The sequence below is a fragment of the Sphingomonas sp. MA1305 genome (assembly GCF_016107325.1).
In the GTDB taxonomy this organism is placed as follows: Bacteria; Pseudomonadota; Alphaproteobacteria; order Sphingomonadales; family Sphingomonadaceae; genus Sphingomonas.
In genome coordinates, this window is the sequence record NZ_RCVT01000001.1 from 653,047 (window position 1) to 674,910 (window position 21,864).

Here is a 21,864-nt window from a genome sequence, read left to right on the forward strand (position 1 = left end):
GCAATGTTGCGCTATGTAACGGCTCGCGGGTGTTGGCGGGGGCTAGAACCGGTTACCCGGCCAGGGGCAACGTCACCGTCGCTCGCGCGCCGCTCGCGCCGTTCGCCAGCACCGCCGTGCCGCCGTGCCGCGCCGCGATGGTGCGCACGATCGCCAGCCCCAGGCCGGTGCCGCCGGTCGCGCGGTTGCGCGACGGATCGCCGCGGACGAAGGGTTCGAACAGGCGCTCGACCTGCGCCGGGTCGATCCCCGGCCCGCGATCCTCGACCGTCACCGCGACCCGGGCGCCGTCGATCCGCCAGCCGATCGTCGCCGCCTCGCCATAGCGGACCGCATTGTCGATCAGATTGGCGAACAGCCGCCGCAAGGCGACCGGATCGCCGCGCACCACCGCGCGCTCGCCCGGCGTCAGCGTCACGGGCGCGCCGGCGACCTGCATGTCGTCGGCCAGGCTGTCGAGCAGGCTGCCGAGGTCGACGCGTACCGATTCGCGCGGGCCGGTCTCGTCGCGGGCGAAGGCGAGCGCGCCGCGGATCATCGCGCGCATCTCGTCGATGTCGGCGCTGGCGCGCGTCCGCGCCGCCTCGGGCAGCTGCTCGACCCAGAAGGACAGGCGCGACAGCGGCGTGCCGAGGTCGTGCGCGATCGCGCCCAGCATCGCGGTCCGTCCCTCGGCATGGCCGGCGAGGCGCGCGTGCATCGTCGCGACGCTGGCGGCGAGTTCGCGCACCTCGCGCGATCCCCGCGTCGGCAGCGGCGGCAGTGCCTCGCCGACCCGCGCCGCATCGGCGGCGGCGGCGAGCTGGCCGAGCGGGCGCGAGATCGCCCGCGCCAATGCCCAGGCTGGCCAGGCGAGGATCAGGATCGCCAGCAGCATCGCCGACAGGCTGATCCAATGCCAGTGTTTGAGCAGCGGCGCGCGCGGCACCGCCGCGATCCGCCAGCCGTCGCCGTGTCGCACCGCGAAGGTGAAATCGTCGACGAACATGCCGCCGGGGCCGCTCGGCGGGCCGGCATAGGCGCGCACCGCCGACGCCGGAACACCCAGGTCGGCGGCGATCCGCTGCGCCGCGCGCCCGTCCGCACGCTGCCCGCGTCCCGGCTGTGGTGCGGCGGCGCTCTGCGTCACGGCCATATGCGGCCCCGGCCCCTCCGGCGCCGCGCCGGTGCGCAGGGCGTGCGCGATATCGTCCAACGCATGCGGCGGGTCGCGCGGCGGCGGGCCGCGGAAGGTGACGACGAACGAGACGGCGGTGGCGACCAGAACCGCAGCGATGACGAGGGCGAAGATCGGCGCGGCGATCGACCGCACCCGCTCCGCCGGCTCAGCGGACCTCGACATCGGCCGCGAACATATAGCCTTCGTTGCGGATGGTGCGGATCAGCTCGTCGCCGCCCTGTCCGTCGCGGCGCGCCAGCTTGCGGCGCAGGCGGCTGATCTGCACGTCGATCGCGCGGTCGAAATGCTCGGCGGTCGGCCCGCGCGCATGATCCAGGATGAAATCGCGGCTCAGCACCCGGCGGGGATGGTCGACCAGCGTCATCAGCAGCCGGAACTCGCCGTCGGACAGGTTGATCAGCACGTCGTCCGGATCGAACAGCTGACGCCCGGCCGCATCGAGCCGCCAGCCGGCGAAGCGCTGATAGGGGCGGGCGGGGAGGCGGGTGCGCGGCTCACCGCGTGCTTCGTTGCGGCGCAGCACGGACCGGATGCGCGCCAGCAGCTCGCGCGGGTTAGCCGGCTTGGCGATGTAATCGTCGGCGCCCATCTCCAGCCCGACGATCCGGTCGACCTCCTCGCCGATCACCGACAGGATGATCACCGGCGGCGCCGTCGCCCGGTCCAGCGAGCGCAGGATCGTCAGGCCGTCCTCGCCGGGCATCATCACGTCGAGCACGATCAGCGCATAATCGCTGCGCGCCAGCGCGGCGCGCATCGTCGGGCCGTCCTCCGCCGTGTCGACGCGATAGCCGTGCTGGGCCAGGAAGGCGGCGGTCAGCTCGCGGATACCGGGATCGTCGTCGACGATGAGAAGGCGCGTTTCCAGGTCCATGATATCCGCTGTCAGGGGGGCGGCGATCGGTCGGGCGATGTTCTGCATGGCGTCCGCCACTCGAGCCCAGACGTATCCGCCCGGTTGCAAGGCTGCAACATGGCGCGAAACATCGCGGGCTGTGGTCGCCATGCCACAGTCGGGCGGGGCGGAACCGCGCTGCGGCGCACGGGTTGCCAGCTCGACGAGTCGCTGCTAGGGAGGCCGTTCACACGGCGCGGACCCCGGTTCGCGGCCGCGTTACCTATTTGATTGGAGTGAATCGGTTTTATGCAGATCGTCGTCCGCGACAACAATGTCGACCAGGCTCTTCGCGCACTCAAGAAGAAGCTGCAGCGCGAGGGCGTGTATCGCGAGATGAAGCTGCGCCGTCATTACGAGAAGCCGTCGGAAAAGCGCGCGCGCGAGCGTGCCGCCGCCGTGCGCCGCGCCCGCAAGCTCGAGCGCAAGCGCGCCGAGCGTGACGGTGCCCGGTAAGCAGGTATTGTGATACCCGGCGTCGCCCTTGCGGTGACGCCGGTGCGTGAACTTTGCGAACTTCTCCGGTGACGGCCGGCCCGGCACCACAGCTCCAGGTGCCTTAGCCATGTCGACCGTCACCGCCGTTCCGCTGCGCCCCGTCAAGCGCAGCTATCTCGTCTATCTCTGGGTCGGCATCGCGCTGGCGGTCATCGCCGCCTTTCTGCTCGCGCGCCAGGGCGACGACTTCCTGACCCGCAATGCGCGCCGCTCGAACGTGGTCACCACCGCCTCGGGCCTGCAATATCAGGTGCTCGATCCGGGCAAGCCGGGTGCGGCCAAGCCGACCGACACCGACGTCGCGCTGATCAATTATGAAGGCCGCCTGCTCGACGGCACCGTCTTCGACAAGTCGCGCCAGCCGACGCCGATGCCCGTCGCCGGCGTCGTCCCCGGCTTCTCCGAAGCGATGAAGTTGATGCCCAAGGGGTCGAAGTACCGCGTCTGGATCAAGCCGTCGCTTGGCTATGGCGATACGGCGCAGGGCCCGATCCCGGCCAATTCGACCTTGGTCTTCGACATCGACATGATCGAGTTCCTGCCCGCCGACGTCGTCCGCCAGATCCAGATGCAGCAGCAGATGGGCGGTCGCCCGCAGCTGCCGCAGGGTGCGGAGGTCGCGCCGCCCGCCGGTCGCTGATCGCCGCCGCCGCACATCGAAACGGCCGGGCTTCCCGCGATGGAAGCCCGGCCGTTTTGCATCTGGCGGCAGTCGTCCGCCTCAGCCGAGCAACTGCTTGGCAAAGCTGCGCACCGCCGGCCCGATGTCCTCGCGCGCCAGGCCCAGCGCCAGGTTCGCGGTCAGCCAGCCCGCCTTGTCGCCGCAATCGTAGCGCTGCCCGTCGAAGGTGAAGCCGTGGAACGGCTGGCGTCCGATCAGCTTGGCCATCGCATCGGTCAGCTGGATCTCGCCGCCCGCACCGGGCTCCTGCGCGTCGAGGATCTGCATCACCTCCGGCTGCAGGATGTAGCGGCCCGGGATCATCAGGTTCGACGGCGCCTTGCCCTTGGGCTTCTCGACCAGCGCGGTGACTTCGGTCAGGCGGCCGTCCTGCTTGCCGGGCGAGATGATGCCGTATTTGTCGGTCTCGCTGTCAGGCACTTCGAGCGCACCGATGACGTTGCCGCCGACCGTGTCATAGGCTTCCACCATCTGCTTCATGAAGCCGCCGACCATCAGCTCGTCGGGCAGCAGCACCGCGAACGGTTCGTCGCCGACGATCTCGCGTGCGCACCATACCGCATGGCCAAGGCCCAGCGGCTCCTGCTGGCGGACGTAGACGGGCGAGCCCGGCTTCTGGCGCACGCCCTCGATCGCGGCGAGCGACTTGCCGCGCGCCTTCATCGTGGCCTCGAGCTCGTAGGAGACGTCGAAATGATCTTCCAGCGCGCTCTTGCCGCGACCGGTGACGAAGATGATCTGCTCGATCCCCGCCTCCAAGGCTTCCTCCACCGCATATTGGATCAGCGGCTTGTCGACGACGGTCAGCATCTCCTTGGGCATGGCCTTGGTGGCCGGGAGAAACCGGGTGCCGAGACCGGCCACCGGCAGAACCGCCTTGCGTACGCGCTTGATCGTCATCGTCATTCCTGGATTGGCAAAGGTGCCTGCACCTAGGATGTCCGGGCCAGCGCCGCAACGCGCTTAGTCGGACGTTAAGTCGCAACCGTTACGCATGGGCCATGGCCAGTCCGCCGCATCCCAAAGTCCTCGTCATCTTCGGCACCCGGCCGGAGGCGATCAAATTGTTTCCCGTGGTCCGCGCTCTGCGCCAAGACCCGCGGCTCCACACGGTCACCTGTGTCACTGCCCAACATCGCGGCCTGCTCGACCAGGTGCTCGCCATCGCCGGGCTGACCCCCGATATCGACCTCGACCTGATGGAAGCGGGGCAGACGCTGGACCGGTTGACCGCGCGCCTGCTGATCGGCCTCGGCGAGGTGATGGATGCCGAGCGGCCCGACCGGGTCGTTGTGCAGGGCGATACCGCGACGGCGATGGTCGGCGCGCTGGCGGCCTATTATCGCAAGATCCCGGTCGCGCATGTCGAGGCGGGGCTGCGCTCGGGCGACATCTACCATCCCTGGCCCGAAGAGGTGAACCGCCGCATCGTCGCACCGATCGCCGATCTGCATTTTGCCCCGACCGAGACCGCAGCGGCGGCCCTTGCGCGGGAGGCCGTCACCACCGGCGTCCGCGTCACCGGCAATACCGTCATCGATGCCCTGCACTGGACGCGCGAGCGGATCGCCGCCGCACCTGCGCTCGCCGCGGATCTGGAGGCCGTCGCGGCCCGGTTCGCCGGCAAGCGACTGATCCTGGTCACGACGCATCGACGCGAGAATTTCGGTGACGGCATGGCTGCGATCGCCCGCGCCATCGCCCGCATCGCCGACCGCGACGACACGGCTGTGCTGTTCCCGATGCATCCCAATCCCAACGTCGTCGGCGTGATGGATGCGGCGCTCGGCGCCCGCGACAATGTCGCTCGCATCGCGCCGCTGGATTATCCGCATTTCATCCGTGCCCTGGAACTGAGTGATATCGTGCTGACGGACTCGGGCGGTGTGCAGGAGGAGGCGCCGGCGTTGGGCAAGCCGGTGCTGGTGATGCGCGACACGACCGAGCGGCCGGAGGGCGTCGCCGCCGGTACCGCGCGGCTGGTCGGCACCAACGAAGATCGCATCGTTTCCGAAGTCTTCACGCTTCTGGACGACAAGGGCGCCTATTCCGCCATGGCTCGCGCGCACAATCCCTATGGTGACGGCCGGGCCAGCATTAGGATCGCGGGGATCATCGCCGATGCTTTCGGACTCTGAACTCAAGGTCGTCGTTCTCGGTCTCGGCTATATCGGCCTGCCGACCGCCGCGGTGATCGCGCGCAGCGGCGCGCGGGTGCTCGGCATCGATGTTTCGGAAACCGTTGTCGAGACCGTCAATTCCGGCCGCGTCCATATCGAGGAGGTCGACCTCGACGGCTTGGTCTCCGGCGTGGTCGCACGCGGCACGCTGCGCGCCGCCACGACGATCGAGCCGGCCGATGTCTTCGTCATCGCCGTGCCGACGCCGTTCGGCGAGGATCATGCCCCCAATATCGGCTATGTGCTGCAAGCCGCGACGACGATCGCGGCCGTGCTGAAGGCGGGCGACACGATCATCCTCGAATCGACCTCCCCGGTCGGTACGACGGAGGAGGTGCGGGACCTCCTCGCCAAGCTGCGTCCCGACCTGCGCGTGCCGGGCCGGACGGGCGAGGCGGCGGACGTCGCCATCGCTTATTGCCCGGAGCGCGTGCTGCCCGGCCGCATCCTCGTCGAACTTATCGACAATGATCGCGTCATCGGCGGCATCACGCCGCGCTGCGCCCGCAAGGCGCTTGCCTTCTACCGCCGGTTCGTCCGGGGCGCCTGCGTCACCACCACCGCGCGTGCGGCGGAAATGACCAAGCTGACCGAGAATGCCTTCCGCGACGTCAACATCGCCTTCGCCAACGAACTCAGTCTCGTCGCCGACACGATGGGTGTCGACATATGGGAGGTGATCCGCTTGGCCAACCGCCATCCACGGGTCAACATCCTGCAGCCGGGGCCAGGCGTCGGCGGTCACTGCATTGCGGTCGACCCGTGGTTCCTGGTTCACGCCGATCCCCAGAACACGCCGCTGATCCGGACGGCGCGCATGGTCAACGACGGCAAGACCGACCACGTCATCGCCGCCGCGGCTGCGCTGATCGAAGCGCGACCGGGTGTGCCGTTCGCCTGTCTCGGTCTCGCGTTCAAAGCCAACATCGACGATTTCCGTGAAAGTCCTGCGCTCAAGGTGGCACAGGCACTGGCCGAACGGTTCGGCGAGCGGATGCGGGTGGTGGAACCCTATGCCCCAACGCTGCCACCCGTACTGGCGACCACGGGCGCGCGGCTGATCGACATCGATACCGCGATCGAACAATGCCCGATCATGATCGTGCTGGTCGACCACGACATGTTCCGCTCGGTGCCGCTGGAGGAGCGGCGTGACAAGGCCGTGCTGGATACGCGCGGCATCTGGCCGGACCAGCCGCGTTCCGTTGCCGCGGGAATGCCGCTGCGCCTCGCCGGTTGACCTCCGCTTCACGCCGAGTTCAGGCGGTTGCGGCAAGGCGCGGCTGGACCTATCACCCCCAGCTCGCTGCCACCCGACCGGACCCATGCTAGCCAATTTGCTGAAAAGCCGCCGAACCCGCACCCAGCCGACGGGATCGATCCCGCCGGGACAGCGTGTCTATGCGATCGGCGACATCCACGGCTGCGACGCGTTGCTCGAACGATTGCTCGCCGCCATCGCCGCCGATGACGAGGCGCGGGGGCCGGCGCGCACGACGCTGGTCTTCCTCGGCGACCTGATCGATCGAGGGCCGGCGTCGGCGGCCGTCGTCGAACGGCTCCGCCAGCTCGCCGCGGTGCGGCCCGACACCCGCTTTCTGCTCGGCAACCATGAAGAAATGTTCCTCGGCGCGCTTGACGGCGAGCCCAAGGCGCTGCGCCTCTTCTGTCGCGTCGGCGGCCGCGAGACCGCGATCAGCTACGGTATCGACGCCGAGGCGTACGACCGGATGGATTACGAGGAGTTCTCGACGGCGCTGCAGCGGCAGGTGCCCGCCGAGCACCGTGCCTTCCTTGCCACTTTCGAGGATCTGATCGTGATCGGCGATTATGTCTTCGTGCATGCCGGCGTGCGTCCCGGCGTCGCGCTGGATGCCCAACGCAGCGGCGACCTGCGGTGGATTCGCGATCCCTTTCTGGATCATGGGCGCCCGCTCGAGAAGATCGTCGTCCACGGTCATACGATCAGCGACGAACTCGACGTTCAGCCGCATCGCATCGGCGTCGATACCGGCGCCTATTCGACCGGGCGGCTAACCGCGCTCGGGCTGGAGGGCGAAGCGAGCTGGACCGTGCAGGTTGCGTGATCGGCGCGCCAACACCTCTTCCCTAATTCCCTTATCCGCGTTAATACATTTTTTGCGGTTTGTGTTGCACTGCCGCAACTGCTTGGAACCGATTGAGGAACCGGGTTTTAGTCGGGTTGCCGTGCTTACCTAACTGTGGCAGGGCATGTCCGACGAGCACAAGAGGGAGTTCATCATGCGTCTTGGGAAGTATCTCATGGCTGCGGCTGCCGCCACGATGGCGGTCGCTCCGGCCGTTGCGGCTCCGGTCAATCCGGCCGCCAGCCTGTCGGTTTCGAAGTCGGTTCGCACCGGCTCGGCCTCGGCGAAGAAGAATGAGCTCGCCGGTGGTGGCGTGATCATCGCGATCCTGGCGGCGGCTGCGGTCGTTGCGGGCATCGTCGTTGTCGCCGACAGCGATGATTCGCCGTCCAGCAACTAAGCTGACGGATAGCATCTGCTAGGAAATAGCGGCCTTCGGGCCGCTATTTTTTTGTCCTGAGACGATCGCCGCTGCGACTGCCCCGACCCGGCCGATGTAATCGCATGGCGAGGCGAATTTGGGCCAGTATGCTTGATCGGGCGTGGTCCGGGCTGCACCGGGATGCCAGAGCGAAATGCGGTCTAACGGGCGCGCCCGCTGCATGCCGAACAGCCTGGATCCTTGGGCAGGCGGAGGGTGCGGCTGCGCAGCGCCAGTGCGTCGAACATCAGCAACTGACCGGCACTGTCCTCCCCGAACGGCGTGATCGCGCGCATTACCTCGAGCGCGGCAAGACTGCCCATCACCCCCGCCATCGGCCCCAGCACGCCATCCTCGGCGCAGCTAACGCCATCCCGATCGGGAGCGTCGCCGACGAAGCAGCGGTAGCACGGCTTGTCCGGCTCCCAGCCGCGATAGGTGGCGAGTTGACCGTCGAATTGTCCGACCGCTGCGGAAACGAGCGGAATTTGCGCCGCCAGACAGGCGTCGGCGACGAGCAGCCGCGTCGCGAAATTGTCACAGCCGTCGAGCACCACGTCCGCATCGGCGATCAGCCGCGTAACCGATCCGGCATCGGCGCGTGATGTGATCGCGATGGCGACGATGCCGGGGTTGAGCCGCTGTGCCGCTTCGGCGGCGGCTTGTGCCTTGGCCGCACCGATATCCGCGGTAGCGTAGATCGTCTGGCGCTGCAGATTGGTAAGGTCGACCCGATCATCGTCAACGATGGTCAGTCGTCCGATCCCCGCTGCGGCGAGATATTGAACCGCTGGCGAGCCGATGCCGCCGGCCCCGATCACCACGACGTGCGCGGTGCGCAGCCGCATCTGCCCGACGCCGCCAACCTCCTTGAGGATGATGTGCCGAGCGTAGCGCGACAGGTCGTCGTCGGAAAGCGTCTCGACCCCGGTCATTGCGTCCAGGCGAAGGTCAGGCTGGTCTTATACCAGCCTTCGGTCTGCAAGGCTCCAGCTGTGCGATTCGCCCTGGCCATGCTGGAGACGAGCCCGGCGGCATATTGCTCGACCGACGGGCATTGGATGGCACGCGGCACGATACGGCGCGGCTGGCCAGCGGGCCCGATCAACACCGCCACGTCGACGCGCAGCGTCCAGCTGCCGCCGGATTGCATCGCCGCGCCGCAGTGTCCGGCCAGTACCTCCGACCGGACGAAGCCAGACACGTTGCCATCGTCCGATGGATCACCGAGCAACGGCAATGTCCGCAGCGCGCTCCAATCCTGCGGCGGCAGCGGCGGGGGTGGCGGAGCGGCCGCCGGCGCACCCTGTAGGGCGAAGAGCAAGGCGACGATCATCGCCCGGTTGACCCGAAGCCGCTATCGCCTCTGGCGGTGGCGTTCAGTTCCACCACCTCCTGCAATGTCGCCCGCAGCACGGGGGCGGGGACGATCTGCGCGATACGGTCGCCCCGTTCGATCGCAAACGGCTCGTGGCCGAGGTTGGCGAGGATCACCTTCACCTCCCCGCGATAGTCGCTGTCGATCGTGCCGGGGGTATTGAGGCAGGTGACGCCATGTTTCAGCGCCAGCCCGGATCGCGGCCGCACCTGCACCTCATAACCTTCGGGTATGGCGATCGCATAGCCGGTGGCGACCGCCGCGCGCGCCCCGGGCGCCAATGTCAGGGATTCGGCGGCGACGACGTCCATCCCGGCCGCGCCGGCGGTGGCATAGCCGGGTAGCGGCAAGCCCTGGCCATGGGGCAAGCGGGTGATGGCGATCCGGATGCTGCTCACTGGACGGAGTGTAGCGGAGGTTTAAGCGGATGGGAAATCCGACGCGCCCTACCGGCCCGGCGTTGCGCCGACGTCGGCAGCGAGCGCTGCGGCGATGCGCACAGCAAGCCGCTGCGCGACCGCATCCTTGGACAGGGGTTCCCAGGATTCGACCCCGTCGGCGGTGGCGAGATGCACGGTGTTGCTGTCGCCACCGAAGACGTCGCCCGACACGTCGTTGCCGACGATCCAGTCCGCTTCCTTGCGCAGCCGCTTGCCGGCGGTCCGCTCGATCACCTGCTCCGTCTCCGCCGCGAAGCCGACCACCAGCCGGGGGCGGCGCGGACTGCGTGCCAGCGTGGCCAGGATGTCGATGTTCTCGGTCAGCACCAGCGAGGGGGGCGCATCGCCTTTCTTGACCTTCTGCGGCGCCGGCTCGACCCGCCAGTCGGCCACGGCGGCGACCATCACCGCGGCGTCGGCGGGCAGCGCCCTCTCGACCGCCGCCGCCATCTCCGTGGCGCTGATCACGTCCACGCGTGTCACGCCTACTGGGGTGGGAAGGGTCACGGGACCAGCGACCAGGGTCACCTTGGCGCCCAATGCCGCGAGGGCGCCGGCGATCGCAAAGCCCTGCCGGCCGGACGAGCGATTGGCGATATAGCGAACCGGATCGATCGCCTCATGCGTCGGTCCCGCCGTAACGAGAATATGGTGCCCGGCCAAAGGACGCTGGCGGTCTCGATCGAGCATACGGTCGATGGCATCGGCGATCGCTTCCGGTTCGGGCAGTCGGCCGGGGCCGTATTCGCCACAGGCCATGGGCCCCTCGTCCGGTTCCAGTACGGTGATCCCGTCGGCGCGTAGGCGGGCGACGTTGCGCACCGTCGCCGGGTGGGCCCACATCCGGACGTTCATCGCCGGCGTGACGAGCACGGGCGTATCGGTCGCGAGCAAGACGGTCGTGGCGAGATCGTCGGCGATCCCTGCGGCCATCCGCGCCATCAGGTCGGCAGTAGCGGGCGCGACGACGACCAGGTCCGCCTCGCGGCTGAGCTGGATGTGTCCCATCTCCGCCTCGTCCTTGAGATCCCACAGGCTGGTGTAGACTTTGTCCTCGCTGAGCGCGGCGAGCGTCATCGGGGTGACGAAATGGCTCGCCCCGTCGGTCATGACGCAGCGCACCCGATGGCCGCGCCGCCGGAGCAGGCGGATCAGCTCGCAGGCCTTGTAGGCGGCGATGCCGCCCCCGACGATCAGCAGGATGCGCGTCATCGAACCACTCGCGTCACGGTGATGCGGCGCGTATCGAACGCGGCCGCCAGAAGATCGCGCCCGCCGTCGAGCGCAAAGGCGAGGCCGACCAGCGACAGCGGCGCGATCAGCATCGCCCAATAGAAGGTGTCCGGCCGCGCGAACAGGCCGAGCAGCATGGCATAGGCGAGCATCGTTGCCAGCACCCGCATCGCCAGAAGGTCACGCCACGCCGCCCAGCCGAACAGCGACAACCCGACCAGCGGCGCGGCCAGCCAGAGCGGGGCAAGATCGAGCGCGGTCAGCGCGACCAACGCCCGGATGAACAGGCCGATGCCGAGCCGATCCGACCAGCCCGGCGACGCCGGGTCGAGCGGCCGTACGACCTGGGCGACGGCATGGGCATGGAGCACGAGCACAGCGGCCAGGATCGCGATCGCGACCAGCCATCCGGCGGTTTCGCGCCGGCGCCCTTCGACAAGGGCGCAGCCGGCCATGATCGCAAGGTACAATCCCGCCGTTTCGCGGATCAGGACGGCGGCGAGACCGAAGGCGACCGATGGTAGCCAGCGATCCGGACGCCACAATCCGAGCGACAGCGCGACGAACAGCCCTGCCCATATCTCGTGGAATGCCGCCAGATCCGGCTGGACGAAGACCATCAGCCCGCCTGCCAGCAGCGCCAGCGCGATCACTCGCGGCGGAGTACGGGCGAAGGCGGTGCGCAGCCGGAAGCCCCAGGCGGCGGCGACTGCTGCGCAGAGCAGATAGAGCAGTATCGGTGTGGCCAATGGCGGTAGCGCGGCCTGCACCCGCGCCAATGTCGGCAGCCGGACGGTGACGAACGGCCGCAGCGGATAGCCGCCGGCGCGCTGCGCATCCGCGGCGGCAAGGTAATAGTCGCGTCCGGCACGCACGTTGGCGACGATCGTCTCGTACAGCACGACGTCGGCACGGTCGTCGGCGCGATTCTCCGGTCGACCGCTGGCGACGGGAGGCGCCGGGCTCGCATAGACGAGCAGCGTGGCGAGCACCAGCAGCAGCGCGAGCAGCGCCGCACCGATCCGGCCGCCACGTGGCTGGACCTCGGCGAAGCGCGACGGTCTCGCCAGCCAGATCGGGGTGAGGGCGCGCCGATGCATCGCTCAGCGTGCGATCAATGGATCAGCACCAGCGTCGCTGCGACGCTTGCCGCAGTGACCAGTGCCACCGCAAGATAGCGCCAGCCGCCGCCGATCCGCACCACCTCGATCTCCTTGAGCGGCGGGGCAGGGGGCTCGCCACCCGGGGCGGGATAGCGCGCTTCGATCCGCCGCAGCAGGTCGGGCAGCCGCGCCAGCGTGCGCACGTCTTCGATCAGTCGGTCCGCAATGGCCGCTTCCGGCCCCAGTTCGGTGCGAATCCATTCGCGCACGAACGGGGCGGCCGCTTCCCACAGATTGATGTCGGGATCGAGCCCGGTCGCCACCCCTTCGACCATCACCATCGTCTTCTGGAGCAGCAGCAGATGCGGCTGCGTCACCATGTCGAAATCGCGGGTGATGGAGAACAGGCCGTCGAGCATCATGCCGATCGACATGTCCTTGACCGGCAGGCCGCGCATCGGTTCGCCGACGGCGCGCAGCGCGGTGGCGAATTCAGCGACATTATGGTGGCTGGGCACGTAGCCCGCTTCGAAATGGATCTCCGCGACGCGGCGGTAATTGCCGGTGATCAGCCCGTAGAGGATCTCCGCCAGCCAGACGCGGGCGCGCCGGTCGATCCGCCCCATGATGCCGAAATCGATCGCCGCGATCCGGTTGCCGGGCAGGGCGAACAGATTGCCTTGATGCATGTCGGCGTGGAAGAATCCTTCCGCGATCGCCTGGCGCAGGAAGGCCTGGACCAGGGTATTGGCGAGCTTCGGCAGGTCATAGCCCGCGTCGATCAGCGCCTGGCGGTTCGACAGCTTGATCCCGTCGATCCACTCCATCGTCAACACGCGCGTCGACGAACGCTGCCAGTCGATCGTCGGCACGACGAAATTGGGTTCGGCGGTCATCGCCTCGGCCAATTCGCTGGCCGAGGCGGCCTCGCGCTGGAAGTTGAGTTCGCGCAGCGTCCAGCGGCGAAAATTTTCCACCGTCAGCCTCGGGCGCAGCCGCTTCGCCTCGCCACCCAGCCCCTCGAGCTGCGCCGCTGCCCATTGATACGTGTCGATCGCGCGCGTGAAATCCGCCTCGACGCCGGGGCGCAGCACCTTTACCGCGACCCGCCGGCCGTCGGTCGTGACCGCACGATGGACCTGGGCGATGGAGGCGGCGCCGACCGGCACCTCCTCGATCTGGCTGAACACCGCGCTGGGCGGACGGCCGAGGCCGGTTTCCATCGCTGCGCAGATCGTCTCGAACGGCACCGGCGGCAATTGGTCCTGCAGCCGTAACAGATCGTGCGCCGCCGCTTCGCCGACCAGGTCGGGGCGGGTGGCCAGTGTCTGGCCCAGCTTGATCGCTGCCGGGCCGATCGCCTGAAAGGCGTCGGCATAACGCGGCGTCGCCGGCACGCGCGCGCCGAATCGCGCGATCCGTGCCAGGCGGCGGACCGGGACGGGGGTATTGGGATCGCCCTCGATCCCCTTAAGCGCGCCATGACGCGCCAGTATGCGGCCCCATTTCAGGAGTCGCCAGACATGGACGGCGGGCGCGGTCACTGCGTGTCGGCGCCGCGCATCAGATCTTCCACCCCGAATGGATCGCGACCAGGCCGCCGAGCAGCGGCTCGACACGCGTCGCGGTGAAGCCCGCGTCGCGGATCATCCCCTCGAACGTCGGCATGTCGGGGAAGCGGCGGATTGATTCGATCAGATAGCGGTAGCTGTCCGCATCCTGCGCCAGCATCTGGCCGAGCTTCGGCACCAGCTTGTGCGAATAGCTGTCGTAGATTTCCTTGAACCCCGGCCATTGCGTGGTCGAGAATTCCAGGCAGAAGAACCGGCCGCCGCGGCGCAGCACACGATGCGCCTCCTTCAGCGCCGCCGGAATGTCGGTGACGTTCCGGATGCCGAAGGCGATCGTATAGGCGTCGAAGAAGCGGTCGGGGAAGGTCAGCACTTCGGCATTCGCCTCGGTCCAGACCAGTCCGTCGTAGCCGCGCTTGGCCGCTCGCTGCATGCCGACCTCCAGCATGGCAGGATTGATGTCGGCGACCGTCACCGTCGCGCCGCGATCGGCAATCCGGAACGCAATGTCGCCGGTGCCGCCCGCCATGTCGAGGACCTGCTCGCCCGGTCGCGGATTGAGCCGGCGCACGAACCGGTCCTTCCACAGACGGTGCATGCCGCCCGACATGGCGTCGTTCATCAGGTCGTAGCGGCTCGCCACGTTGGTGAACACGCCGCCGACGCGGGCGGTCTTTTCTTCCGGGGTGACGTCTTCGTAGCCGAAGGAGACGGTGTCGCTCATCTGCAACGCCCTAGCCGCGCCTTGTGGCGGGGGCAAACGCAACCTAGCTGATCGGCGTGCCAGAACTTCCCGAAGTCGAAACTACCGTCCGCGGCCTGACGCCCGTGCTGGCGGGACAGCGCCTGACCCGTGTTGAGCCGCGACGCGCCGACCTGCGCAAGGCGATCCCCGTCGATCTGCGCCAGCGGATGACCGGGGCCATTGTCACGGCGCTCGGTCGGCGCGCCAAATACGGGCTGATCGACACCGATCGCGGCGACACGCTGATCTTCCATCTCGGCATGTCGGGACGCTGGCGAGTCGATCCGGCGGAACCGCTCGCGCACGATCATCTGGTCATCGAGACGGGGGAGGGGCGCAGCCTTGCGCTCAACGATCCGCGGCGATTCGGCTTTCTCGATCTGTGGCGCAGCGACGCGCTCGACGCCTATCCGCCTTTCGCGGCGATGGGGCCGGAACCGCTCGGGCCCGCCTTCACCGGCGCCTATCTGGCGGAGGCGCTCGCCGGTCGGGCGGCGCCGATCAAGGCGATGCTGCTCGACCAGCGGATCGTCGCCGGCCTTGGCAACATCTATGTCTGCGAGGCGCTGCATCTCGCCCGAATCGCGCCGACGCGGCCCGCCGGCCAGATCAGCCAGGTGCGGCTGGACCGCCTTACCGAGGCGGTGCGCGACGTGCTGCTCGCCGCGATCGAGGCCGGCGGCTCGACGCTGCGCGACTATGTCCGGCCCGATGGCGAGCTCGGCTATTTCTCGAAGCAGTTCCTGGTCTACGGCCGCGAGGGCGAGGCGTGCCACTGCGGAGGCACCGTCAGGCGGCGGGTCGACTCCGGCCGATCGACCTTCTACTGCCCGAAATGCCAGCCGCGCTGAGCCGCCGCGGTTGACCTTGTCGCCCACACTCGTTATGGGCGCCACCTTCGAGAGGGCGTAGGGTGATCCCGGCGCCCCTTTTTCATCGACCGGAACATACTGAGGACCGACCCGAATGGCGAACACGCCGCAAGCCAAGAAGCGTATCCGTCGCAATGAGCGCCGCGCCGAAGTCAATGGTGCGCGCATCGGCCGCATCCGTACCTTCGTGAAGAAGGTCGAGGCTGCGCTGGCGTCGGGCGACAAGGCGGCGGCGACCACGGCACTCGCGGCTGTCCAGCCGGAGCTGGCGCGCGGCGTTGCCAAGGGCGTGCTCCACAAGAACACCGCCAGCCGCAAGTTCGCGCGGCTGACGAAGCGCCTTTCCGCGCTCGCCTGATCCACGTCGACAGCGTCGATGGCCAAGGCCCGCCGGGGTTTCCCCGGCGGGCTTTTTGCTGTGCCGTCTGCCGGATTTATTTGCGTCCGAAACGGGGTTCGCGGAACGAAATCGGAACCATCGGAGTCACCGCGATTCGTGCGTGCCAGTTCGGGCGCTGTCGAAGAAAAAGAAGCAATAACAACGGCTTGTAATTTTTCTCTACGCAATTCCGCGGCCCGTGGCGTGTCAATCCCGTTTATTTCACATTAGTGACCGGCGCAGGGCTTGATCGACTCAGCCCAGGCTTCATAACTCGCCCCTACCGCGGCGGGATTCACCGTCGCCGGATACTGAACAGTTGGGGAATACCGGACGGCCCGGTGGGCCGTATGGGGGACGTGTCTGTCCTGATGATCGAGCCGCTGCGCGTGACATGCCGTTACGCGAGCAAGGGAGACGTGTGCGTGGTCAAGGTGCAGGCAGTGGCGGAAACCGGGAGCGAGGCGCAACACGCCTGGGCTCGCGTCCGCTCCAACCTGCGCGAATCGGCCGGCGCCCGTTTGTTCGAACAGTGGCTCAAGCCAATGGAACTGATCGAGGACGCGGATGAGCCGGACACGATCCGCCTCGGCCTGCCCTCGGCCTTCATGGCCAATTGGGTCCGCAATCATTATGCCGACCGGCTGCTGCTCGAATTTCGTGCCCTGATTCCCGCGGTCAGCAGCGTTGCGATCGAGACGCGCGCTGCCGGTGCTGCCCCGGTCAAGCTGGTCGCGGACGCGCCTGCGCCGAAGCCGGCGACCGTGCAGCCCGTGGCGGCACCGCAGCCCGCGCCGGCCCGGCCGGCGGTCGCCGCCGCTACACCGGGCAAGGCGACCGAACGGCCGCCGCTGGATCCGCGCTTCACCTTCGACCGGTTCGTCGTCGATACCGCCAATCGCGTCGCCTTCAATGCCGCAAAGGCGCTGGCCGAGCCGGGCCCGCCGCGGTTCAGCCCGTTGTTCCTCCATTCGGGCACCGGGCAGGGCAAGACGCATCTGATGCATGCGATCGGCCATGCCTTCCTCGCGGCGCATCCCGATGCCACCGTGCTGTGCATGTCGGCCGAGCGCTTCATGTTCGACTTCGTCGCCGCCATGCGCGCCCGCGACACGTTCGCGTTCAAGCAGCGGCTGCGCAGCGCCGACCTGCTGCTGATCGACGATCTGCAGTTCATCGCCGGCAAGGATGCGACGCAGGAAGAATTCTTCCACACGGTCAACGAGATCATGAGCGCGGGCAAGCGCCTCGTCATCTCCGCGGATCGGTGCCCGCAGGCTCTCGACGGCGTCGAGGCGCGGATCGTCAGCCGCATGGCCGTGGGGCTGGTCGCCGACATCAAAGCGCCCGACCTGACGTTGCGCCGTGCTATACTGGACAGGAAACTCGCCGACCTGCCGGAAGCAGATGTCCCCGCCGAGGTGCTCGACCTGCTGGCCGCGCGCATCCACGCCAATATCCGCGAGCTGGAAGGGGCGCTCAACCGCGTCGTCGCCTATGCGCAGCTGACCGGCGACCGTATCGACCTCGACTTTGCGCTGGCGACGCTCGGCGACGTGCTGCGCGGGGCGCAGCGTCGCGTGACGATCGACGAGATCCAGAAGCTGGTCAGCCAGCATTTCGAGTTGAAGCCGCTCGATCTCGTGTCCGCCCGGCGCAGTCGTGCGGTCGCGCGCCCGCGCCAGATCGCCATGTATCTCGCCAAGCGGCTGACCACGCGTTCCCTGCCCGAGATCGGCCGCAAGTTCGGCGGACGCGATCACTCGACCGTGATCCACGCCGTGCGCAAGATCGAGGAATTGCGCGACCAAGACCGCGACATCGACGCCGCGGTGCGCACGCTGATGCGCGAACTCGAAGCCTAGACCCGATCGTGGCTCGTCGGCGTGGCCGGCGGGCGCGGGATGCCGGGGCGCGGGTGGCAGGGGACGACCGAAGTCGCCCCCGCCGGCGCAACTTAGCGCAGCAATCCCATCGCCGCCTGCGCGTCGCGCAGCACCGGCGCCGCGAGCAAGCGAGCCTGTTCGGCGCCGCGCTCCAAGATCGCCTCGATCGCCGCCCGATCGTCGAGCAGCCGCACCATCTCGTCGCGGATCGGCCGGAGCTTGGCGACCGCCAGATCGGCCAGCGCCGGCTTGAACGCGCCGAAGCCTTTGCCCGCGAAGTCGTTCAGCACGTCCTGCGGCGTCCGATCCGCCAGCGCGGCGAAGATCGTCAGCAGATTGCGCGCCTCGGGGCGCTCGGCCAATTCGTCGACGCTGGCCGGCAGCAGATCGGGATCGGTCTTCGCCTTCTTGAACTTGTCGGCGATGACCTCGTCGCTGTCGATCAGCTTGACCACCGATTGTTCGGATGGGTTGGACTTGGACATCTTCGCCCCGGCATCGCGCAGGCTCATGATCCGCGGCGCCGCGGCGCTGACCAGCGGCTCGGGCAGGGTGAAGAGATCGGTCGCGTAATCGGTGTTGAACTTGGTCGCGATATCGCGCGCCAGCTCGAGATGCTGCTTCTGATCCTCGCCGACGGGGACGTGGGTGGTGTTGTAGAGCAGCACGTCGGCGGCCATCAGGACGGGATAGTCGTAGAGGCCGACGCTGGCGCCCTCGCGGTTCTTGCCCGCCTTGTCCTTGAACTGCGTCATCCGGTTCAGCCAGCCGACGCGCGCGACGTTGTTGAGCAGCCAGCCGAGCTCGCTGTGCGCGGTCACTCGCGCCTGGTTGAACAGGATCGAGCGCGACGGATCGATGCCAGCGGCGACCAGCGTCGCGGTCATCTCGATGGTGTTGGCGGTCAGATCCGCCGGCGCAATCCATTCGGTCAGGCCGTGCAGATCGGCGATGAAGTAGAGCGTTTCGCCGCCTTCCGCCTGGATCGCGTCCTGCATGGCGACCCATTGCTTCACCGCGCCGAGATAGTTGCCGAGGTGGAGGTTACCGGTCGGCTTGATGCCGGATACGACGCGCTTGGTGGTCATCGGGACGAGGCTCTGCGACGGAGGAGGGAACGGATGTCTTGTAGACGGAAGGCGCCGGTCGCCACGCAGGCGAGCGCGTAGATCGCCATGCCTGCGCCCACCAGCACGGTGAGCGCCAGGCCGCGGGCGGCCAGAGAATGGGTGAGATACGGCTCGACCCACGGCGTCACCATCAGCAGGGCGCCACCCATCAGCAGCGCCGCGATCGCAAGCCGCGGTACCTTGCGGCGCAGTTGCGGATCGAGCGCGAAATGACCGCGGCGGGCAAGCACGATGTAGAGCGAGGCGACGTTGACCGTCGACGCGAGCGCGGTGGCCAGAGGAGGCCCGATCTGGCCGATATTCCAGTGGGCGAGGGTCGGGATCAGGACCAGATTGCCGATCAGATTGATCGCCACGGAATAGAGTGCCAGCCGGACCGGCGTCTTGGTGTCGGCGCGGGCGTAGAAGCCGGGCGTGAGCACCTTCACCAGCACGTAGCTGGGCAGCCCGAGTGAGAAGGCGGCAAGCGCCTGCGCCGCACGCGTCGTATCGGTCGCGTCGAACGCGCCGTGCTGGAACAGGCCGCGGACGATCGGCTCGGCGGCGAAGACGAAGGCGGCCGTCGCCGGCAGCGTCAGGAACAGAGCCAATTCCAAGCCGCGATTTTGCGTCTCCATCGCCTCCGCCTCGCGACCTTCGGACAGCAGGCGACTAACGACCGGCAGCAGGATCGTGCCGAGACCGATGCCGATCAGGCCAAGCGGCAACTGATTGAGCCGATCCGCGTAATAGATTGCAGAGATCGAGCCGGCGGCAAGCAGATGCCCGGCCAAAGCCGTCGAGATGGCAAGATTGATCTGAGCCGCGCCAGCGCCCGCGGCGGCCGGCACGATCAGCGTCAGCAGGCGTTTGACGTCATCATCGATGCGCGGGATGCGCAAGGCCAATCGGACGCCAGCCCGGCGGCACGCCCACCACAACCAGAGCAATTGTAACGCCCCGCCCGCGGAGACCGATATCGCCTGGGCGCGTGCAGTGGCATAGGGATCGCCGCCGTGGAAGAACAGCAGGGCACCGACCATCGCCACGTTGAGCAGGATCGGCGCTGCGGCATTCACCCAGAAGCGGTTGAGCGAGTTAAGGATGCCGCCGAGCAGCGACACCAGCGAGATCAGCATCAGATAGGGAATGGTGAAGCGCGACAGCGTCACCGCAAAGGCGAATTGCTCGGGAGTCGGATGCTGACGGTCGAACCCGCCCGATAGAGCCCAGGTGATTGGCCAGGCAGCCAGGATCATCAGGACGGTGAAGCCGAGCAGTACCGGAAACAGGAGTGCGAGCGCCCGCTCGGCAAAGTCGACGCCGGCCGCCGTCCCGCCGCCATCCGCCACCTTGCGGTTGAACATCGGGATAAAGGCGGCGGAAAACGCGCCCTCCGCGAAGAGGGCGCGGAACATGTTAGGCAGACGGAAGGCGACGAAGAAGGCGTCGGAGGCGAAGCCCGCACCGACATAGGTGGCCTGCAACGTGTCGCGAACCAGCGCGAGCACGCGGCTGGCGAGCGTCAGCCCGCCGACCGAACCCAAAGCCTTGGCGAGGTTCACCCCCGTCGTCCCCGCCTGCCGTGCGCTCAGGCGTTGCCGACGTCGCCGACGGTGAATTGGCCCTGCGCCTCGGCCTGCTGCATGTAGAGCGCACCGAAGTCGATCGGCTCGAGCAGCAGCGGCGGGAAGCCGCCGTCACGCACGCAATCGGCGAGCACGCGACGCGCGAAGGGGAACAGCAGGCGCGGCGCCTCGCCGAGCAGGAACGGCTGGATCGCATCCGCGGGCACGTTGCGCAGGCCGAACAGGCCGGCATAGGTCAGGTCGACGATGAAGGCGGTCTGGCCCTCGGCCTCTGCCTTGACGTCGATCTTCAGGATCACCTCGTGCACCTCGTCGGCGACCTGCGCCATGCCGATGTTGAACTGCACGTCGATCTGCGGCGGATTGGGGTTCTGGAAAATCGCCGGCGCGTTCGGATTCTCGAACGAGAGATCCTTCACATATTGCGAGATCAGGCCCGCGGCGGGGCCGGTGTCGGCGCCGTTCGCCAGCGGCTGGGTGTCGAACGAGGTGCCGTTGTCCTGGTCGGCCATGCGATGAGTCCTTGAAAGAGTCTGACGGGCTGGCGTTGGAGAAAGATGGGACCGAAGCTGCCCGTCGAACGTTCGGTCGCGATGGCGCCCGCGCTAGCAGCGCAGGCGGGTGGTTTCAACGCCGCCGGTTTGAATAACGGCCGCGATAGGCTTATGTAGCGGTCAGGATCGGAGGTACGGTGGTTTACGTGGTTCTTCTCGCGATGGTGGCGGCGTTTTTGGCGCTCCGCCTGTACAGCGTGCTCGGCAAGCGTACCGGCCACGAGCAGCAGCCGCTCGCGCGGGCAGCAGAGGAGCGTCCGGCGGCCGTCGCCGTGCCGCGCACGATCGACGTCGCGGCCGACGTGCGCGAGCCGCAGAACCGCAACATCGAGCCGAAGGCCGAGGCCGGTCTGCGCGCGATCATCTCGGGTGAATCCGGCTTCGACGTCGCGCAGTTCCTGCAGGGCGCGCAGGCCGCCTATCGCATGACGCTGGAGGCATTCTGGCAAGGTGACGAGGGGACGATCGCCCAGCTGGCGCAGCCGGATGTCGCCCATGCCTTCGGCGAGGCGATCGCGGCCCGGCGTGAAGCCGGGGAGACGCTGGAAAACCGGCTGATCTCGATCGAGCGCGCGACGATCGCCGATGCGGTGCTCGACGGTCGCGAGGCGCGCATCGTCGTCCGCTTCGATGCCGACATTGCCGCCGTGACGCGTGATGCCGAGGGACAGGTGATCGCCGGTTCGCTGACCGATGCGGTGGAGACGCACGATCTCTGGACTTTCAGCCGCACGCTGAAGAGCCGCGATCCAAATTGGAAGCTGGCGGATACGGACGAAGCGTAGACGTCTCCACCATGGACGGCCGTCGGACCTACAGCAGGGCCGGCATAGAGATACGAAGCGCCATCATGGACCCTTGTCCGTGGTGGCGTTTCTGCTTCGAACGCAGATCCGTCTATCCTTTCGCTCGGGCATAGGAGGCCGCCGCTGGCGGATGGGGTTTGCTCGGGTGTTCCGAAGCCGTTTCCGATGGTCTTTTTTCCATGCCGGGCTTGTCGCCCCCCGTCACCTTAAGGCAGTGCCCTTGTCGAAACCCACG

The 21,864-nt window shown here is 67.9% G+C and carries 23 protein-coding genes; 10 read left to right on the plus strand and 13 right to left on the minus strand.

Annotation, left to right across the window (positions count from 1 at the left end; translation table 11 throughout):
• Positions 1 to 52: 52 nt before the first annotated feature.
• Complete coding sequence (locus tag D9601_RS03280) at positions 53 to 1,342, minus strand: sensor histidine kinase (RefSeq protein WP_198352485.1); 1,290 nt, start codon at positions 1,340 to 1,342, stop codon at positions 53 to 55.
• A complete protein-coding gene (locus D9601_RS03285) occupies positions 1,326 to 2,054 on the minus strand; it encodes a response regulator (RefSeq protein WP_198352486.1) in 729 nt (242 codons plus the stop codon). Before D9601_RS03285 ends, D9601_RS03280 begins: the two co-directional genes overlap by 17 nt.
• A gap of 270 nt (positions 2,055 to 2,324) precedes the next feature.
• On the opposite strand from D9601_RS03285, the gene rpsU reads away from it, so the two are divergent.
• On the plus strand, positions 2,325 to 2,531 hold the full coding sequence (gene rpsU, locus D9601_RS03290; protein ID WP_017978269.1) for a 30S ribosomal protein S21: 207 nt from the start codon (positions 2,325 to 2,327) through the stop codon (positions 2,529 to 2,531).
• Between the two features lie 109 nt (positions 2,532 to 2,640).
• Positions 2,641 to 3,213, plus strand: coding sequence for an FKBP-type peptidyl-prolyl cis-trans isomerase (locus tag D9601_RS03295; RefSeq protein ID WP_198352487.1), 573 nt, complete (start codon positions 2,641 to 2,643; stop codon positions 3,211 to 3,213).
• A gap of 81 nt (positions 3,214 to 3,294) precedes the next feature.
• Here D9601_RS03295 and galU read toward each other — a convergent pair whose 3' ends face one another.
• Positions 3,295 to 4,155, minus strand: coding sequence for a UTP--glucose-1-phosphate uridylyltransferase GalU (galU, locus tag D9601_RS03300; protein ID WP_198352488.1), 861 nt, complete (start codon positions 4,153 to 4,155; stop codon positions 3,295 to 3,297).
• Positions 4,156 to 4,256: 101 nt separating this feature from the next.
• On the opposite strand from galU, the gene wecB reads away from it, so the two are divergent.
• The 4 genes from wecB (at position 4,257) to D9601_RS03320 (ending at position 7,943) form a co-directional block, all read left to right on the plus strand.
• On the plus strand, positions 4,257 to 5,393 hold the full coding sequence (gene wecB, locus D9601_RS03305; RefSeq protein ID WP_198352489.1) for a non-hydrolyzing UDP-N-acetylglucosamine 2-epimerase: 1,137 nt from the start codon (positions 4,257 to 4,259) through the stop codon (positions 5,391 to 5,393).
• Entirely contained in the window at positions 5,377 to 6,675 is a 1,299-nt protein-coding gene (gene wecC / locus D9601_RS03310) for a UDP-N-acetyl-D-mannosamine dehydrogenase (RefSeq protein ID WP_198352490.1), read from the plus strand. The genes wecB and wecC overlap by 17 nt, the downstream gene beginning before the upstream one ends.
• 85 nt (positions 6,676 to 6,760) lie before the next feature.
• A complete protein-coding gene (locus tag D9601_RS03315; protein WP_198352491.1) occupies positions 6,761 to 7,522 on the plus strand; it encodes a metallophosphoesterase family protein in 762 nt (253 codons plus the stop codon).
• 145 nt (positions 7,523 to 7,667) lie between these two features.
• Entirely contained in the window at positions 7,668 to 7,943 is a 276-nt protein-coding gene (locus tag D9601_RS03320) for a hypothetical protein (protein WP_443024689.1), read from the plus strand.
• Positions 7,944 to 8,125: 182 nt separating this feature from the next.
• Here the strand turns inward: D9601_RS03320 and D9601_RS03325 are convergent, their stop codons facing one another.
• From D9601_RS03325 to D9601_RS03355, 7 genes are read right to left on the minus strand one after another with little or no spacing between them, the layout of a single operon-like run.
• Positions 8,126 to 8,899 carry a HesA/MoeB/ThiF family protein gene (locus D9601_RS03325; protein WP_198352492.1) on the minus strand — a complete coding sequence of 258 codons (774 nt, stop codon included), beginning with the start codon at positions 8,897 to 8,899 and terminating at the stop codon, positions 8,126 to 8,128.
• The gene (locus D9601_RS03330; RefSeq protein WP_198352493.1) at positions 8,896 to 9,300 is read right to left on the minus strand and encodes a hypothetical protein; all 405 of its coding nucleotides are present in this window, start codon (positions 9,298 to 9,300) and stop codon (positions 8,896 to 8,898) included. Before D9601_RS03330 ends, D9601_RS03325 begins: the two co-directional genes overlap by 4 nt.
• Complete coding sequence (gene dut / locus D9601_RS03335) at positions 9,297 to 9,740, minus strand: dUTP diphosphatase (protein ID WP_198352494.1); 444 nt, start codon at positions 9,738 to 9,740, stop codon at positions 9,297 to 9,299. The genes D9601_RS03330 and dut overlap by 4 nt, the downstream gene beginning before the upstream one ends.
• Before the next feature lie 48 nt (positions 9,741 to 9,788).
• The gene (gene coaBC / locus D9601_RS03340; protein WP_198352495.1) at positions 9,789 to 10,994 is read right to left on the minus strand and encodes a bifunctional phosphopantothenoylcysteine decarboxylase/phosphopantothenate--cysteine ligase CoaBC; all 1,206 of its coding nucleotides are present in this window, start codon (positions 10,992 to 10,994) and stop codon (positions 9,789 to 9,791) included.
• Positions 10,991 to 12,115 carry a hypothetical protein gene (locus D9601_RS03345; RefSeq protein ID WP_198352496.1) on the minus strand — a complete coding sequence of 375 codons (1,125 nt, stop codon included), beginning with the start codon at positions 12,113 to 12,115 and terminating at the stop codon, positions 10,991 to 10,993. The genes coaBC and D9601_RS03345 overlap by 4 nt, the downstream gene beginning before the upstream one ends.
• Before the next feature lie 14 nt (positions 12,116 to 12,129).
• Positions 12,130 to 13,662 carry a 2-polyprenylphenol 6-hydroxylase gene (gene ubiB / locus D9601_RS03350; RefSeq protein ID WP_198352497.1) on the minus strand — a complete coding sequence of 511 codons (1,533 nt, stop codon included), beginning with the start codon at positions 13,660 to 13,662 and terminating at the stop codon, positions 12,130 to 12,132.
• A 19-nt stretch (positions 13,663 to 13,681) separates the two neighbouring features.
• A complete protein-coding gene (locus tag D9601_RS03355; RefSeq protein ID WP_198352498.1) occupies positions 13,682 to 14,413 on the minus strand; it encodes a class I SAM-dependent methyltransferase in 732 nt (243 codons plus the stop codon).
• 56 nt (positions 14,414 to 14,469) lie between these two features.
• Here D9601_RS03355 and mutM point away from each other — a divergent pair, with 56 nt between their 5' ends.
• The 3 genes from mutM (at position 14,470) to dnaA (ending at position 17,550) form a co-directional block, all read left to right on the plus strand.
• Positions 14,470 to 15,285, plus strand: coding sequence for a bifunctional DNA-formamidopyrimidine glycosylase/DNA-(apurinic or apyrimidinic site) lyase (gene mutM / locus D9601_RS03360; protein WP_198352499.1), 816 nt, complete (start codon positions 14,470 to 14,472; stop codon positions 15,283 to 15,285).
• Positions 15,286 to 15,400: 115 nt separating this feature from the next.
• The gene (gene rpsT, locus D9601_RS03365) at positions 15,401 to 15,664 is read left to right on the plus strand and encodes a 30S ribosomal protein S20 (RefSeq protein ID WP_198352500.1); all 264 of its coding nucleotides are present in this window, start codon (positions 15,401 to 15,403) and stop codon (positions 15,662 to 15,664) included.
• 455 nt (positions 15,665 to 16,119) lie between these two features.
• Entirely contained in the window at positions 16,120 to 17,550 is a 1,431-nt protein-coding gene (dnaA, locus tag D9601_RS03370; RefSeq protein ID WP_443024712.1) for a chromosomal replication initiator protein DnaA, read from the plus strand.
• 92 nt (positions 17,551 to 17,642) lie between these two features.
• On the opposite strand, the gene trpS is transcribed toward dnaA, so the two are convergent.
• From trpS to secB, 3 genes are read right to left on the minus strand one after another with little or no spacing between them, the layout of a single operon-like run.
• Positions 17,643 to 18,659: a tryptophan--tRNA ligase gene (gene trpS / locus D9601_RS03375; protein ID WP_198352502.1), complete on the minus strand. Its 1,017-nt coding sequence runs from the start codon at positions 18,657 to 18,659 to the stop codon at positions 17,643 to 17,645.
• On the minus strand, positions 18,656 to 20,245 hold the full coding sequence (gene murJ, locus D9601_RS03380) for a murein biosynthesis integral membrane protein MurJ (protein WP_198352503.1): 1,590 nt from the start codon (positions 20,243 to 20,245) through the stop codon (positions 18,656 to 18,658). Before murJ ends, trpS begins: the two co-directional genes overlap by 4 nt.
• Positions 20,246 to 20,271: 26 nt before the next feature.
• A complete protein-coding gene (gene secB / locus D9601_RS03385; protein ID WP_198352504.1) occupies positions 20,272 to 20,781 on the minus strand; it encodes a protein-export chaperone SecB in 510 nt (169 codons plus the stop codon).
• A gap of 179 nt (positions 20,782 to 20,960) precedes the next feature.
• Here secB and D9601_RS03390 point away from each other — a divergent pair, with 179 nt between their 5' ends.
• Positions 20,961 to 21,608 (plus strand): Tim44/TimA family putative adaptor protein, encoded by a 648-nt coding sequence (locus D9601_RS03390; protein ID WP_198352505.1) that lies wholly within the window; start codon positions 20,961 to 20,963, stop codon positions 21,606 to 21,608.
• Positions 21,609 to 21,864 lie beyond the last annotated feature (256 nt).

Coding starts and splice junctions, on each gene's coding strand:
- D9601_RS03280 (WP_198352485.1), bottom strand. CDS start 1,342: ATGTCGAGGTCCGCTGAGCCGGCGGAGCGGGTGCGGTCGATCGCCGCG.
- D9601_RS03285 (WP_198352486.1), bottom strand. CDS start 2,054: ATGGACCTGGAAACGCGCCTTCTCATCGTCGACGACGATCCCGGTATC.
- rpsU (WP_017978269.1), top strand. CDS start 2,325: ATGCAGATCGTCGTCCGCGACAACAATGTCGACCAGGCTCTTCGCGCA.
- D9601_RS03295 (WP_198352487.1), top strand. CDS start 2,641: ATGTCGACCGTCACCGCCGTTCCGCTGCGCCCCGTCAAGCGCAGCTAT.
- galU (WP_198352488.1), bottom strand. CDS start 4,155: ATGACGATCAAGCGCGTACGCAAGGCGGTTCTGCCGGTGGCCGGTCTC.
- wecB (WP_198352489.1), top strand. CDS start 4,257: ATGGCCAGTCCGCCGCATCCCAAAGTCCTCGTCATCTTCGGCACCCGG.
- wecC (WP_198352490.1), top strand. CDS start 5,377: ATGCTTTCGGACTCTGAACTCAAGGTCGTCGTTCTCGGTCTCGGCTAT.
- D9601_RS03315 (WP_198352491.1), top strand. CDS start 6,761: ATGCTAGCCAATTTGCTGAAAAGCCGCCGAACCCGCACCCAGCCGACG.
- D9601_RS03320 (WP_443024689.1), top strand. CDS start 7,668: ATGTCCGACGAGCACAAGAGGGAGTTCATCATGCGTCTTGGGAAGTAT.
- D9601_RS03325 (WP_198352492.1), bottom strand. CDS start 8,899: ATGACCGGGGTCGAGACGCTTTCCGACGACGACCTGTCGCGCTACGCT.
- D9601_RS03330 (WP_198352493.1), bottom strand. CDS start 9,300: ATGATCGTCGCCTTGCTCTTCGCCCTACAGGGTGCGCCGGCGGCCGCT.
- coaBC (WP_198352495.1), bottom strand. CDS start 10,994: ATGACGCGCATCCTGCTGATCGTCGGGGGCGGCATCGCCGCCTACAAG.
- D9601_RS03345 (WP_198352496.1), bottom strand. CDS start 12,115: ATGCATCGGCGCGCCCTCACCCCGATCTGGCTGGCGAGACCGTCGCGC.
- D9601_RS03355 (WP_198352498.1), bottom strand. CDS start 14,413: ATGAGCGACACCGTCTCCTTCGGCTACGAAGACGTCACCCCGGAAGAA.
- rpsT (WP_198352500.1), top strand. CDS start 15,401: ATGGCGAACACGCCGCAAGCCAAGAAGCGTATCCGTCGCAATGAGCGC.
- trpS (WP_198352502.1), bottom strand. CDS start 18,659: ATGACCACCAAGCGCGTCGTATCCGGCATCAAGCCGACCGGTAACCTC.
- secB (WP_198352504.1), bottom strand. CDS start 20,781: ATGGCCGACCAGGACAACGGCACCTCGTTCGACACCCAGCCGCTGGCG.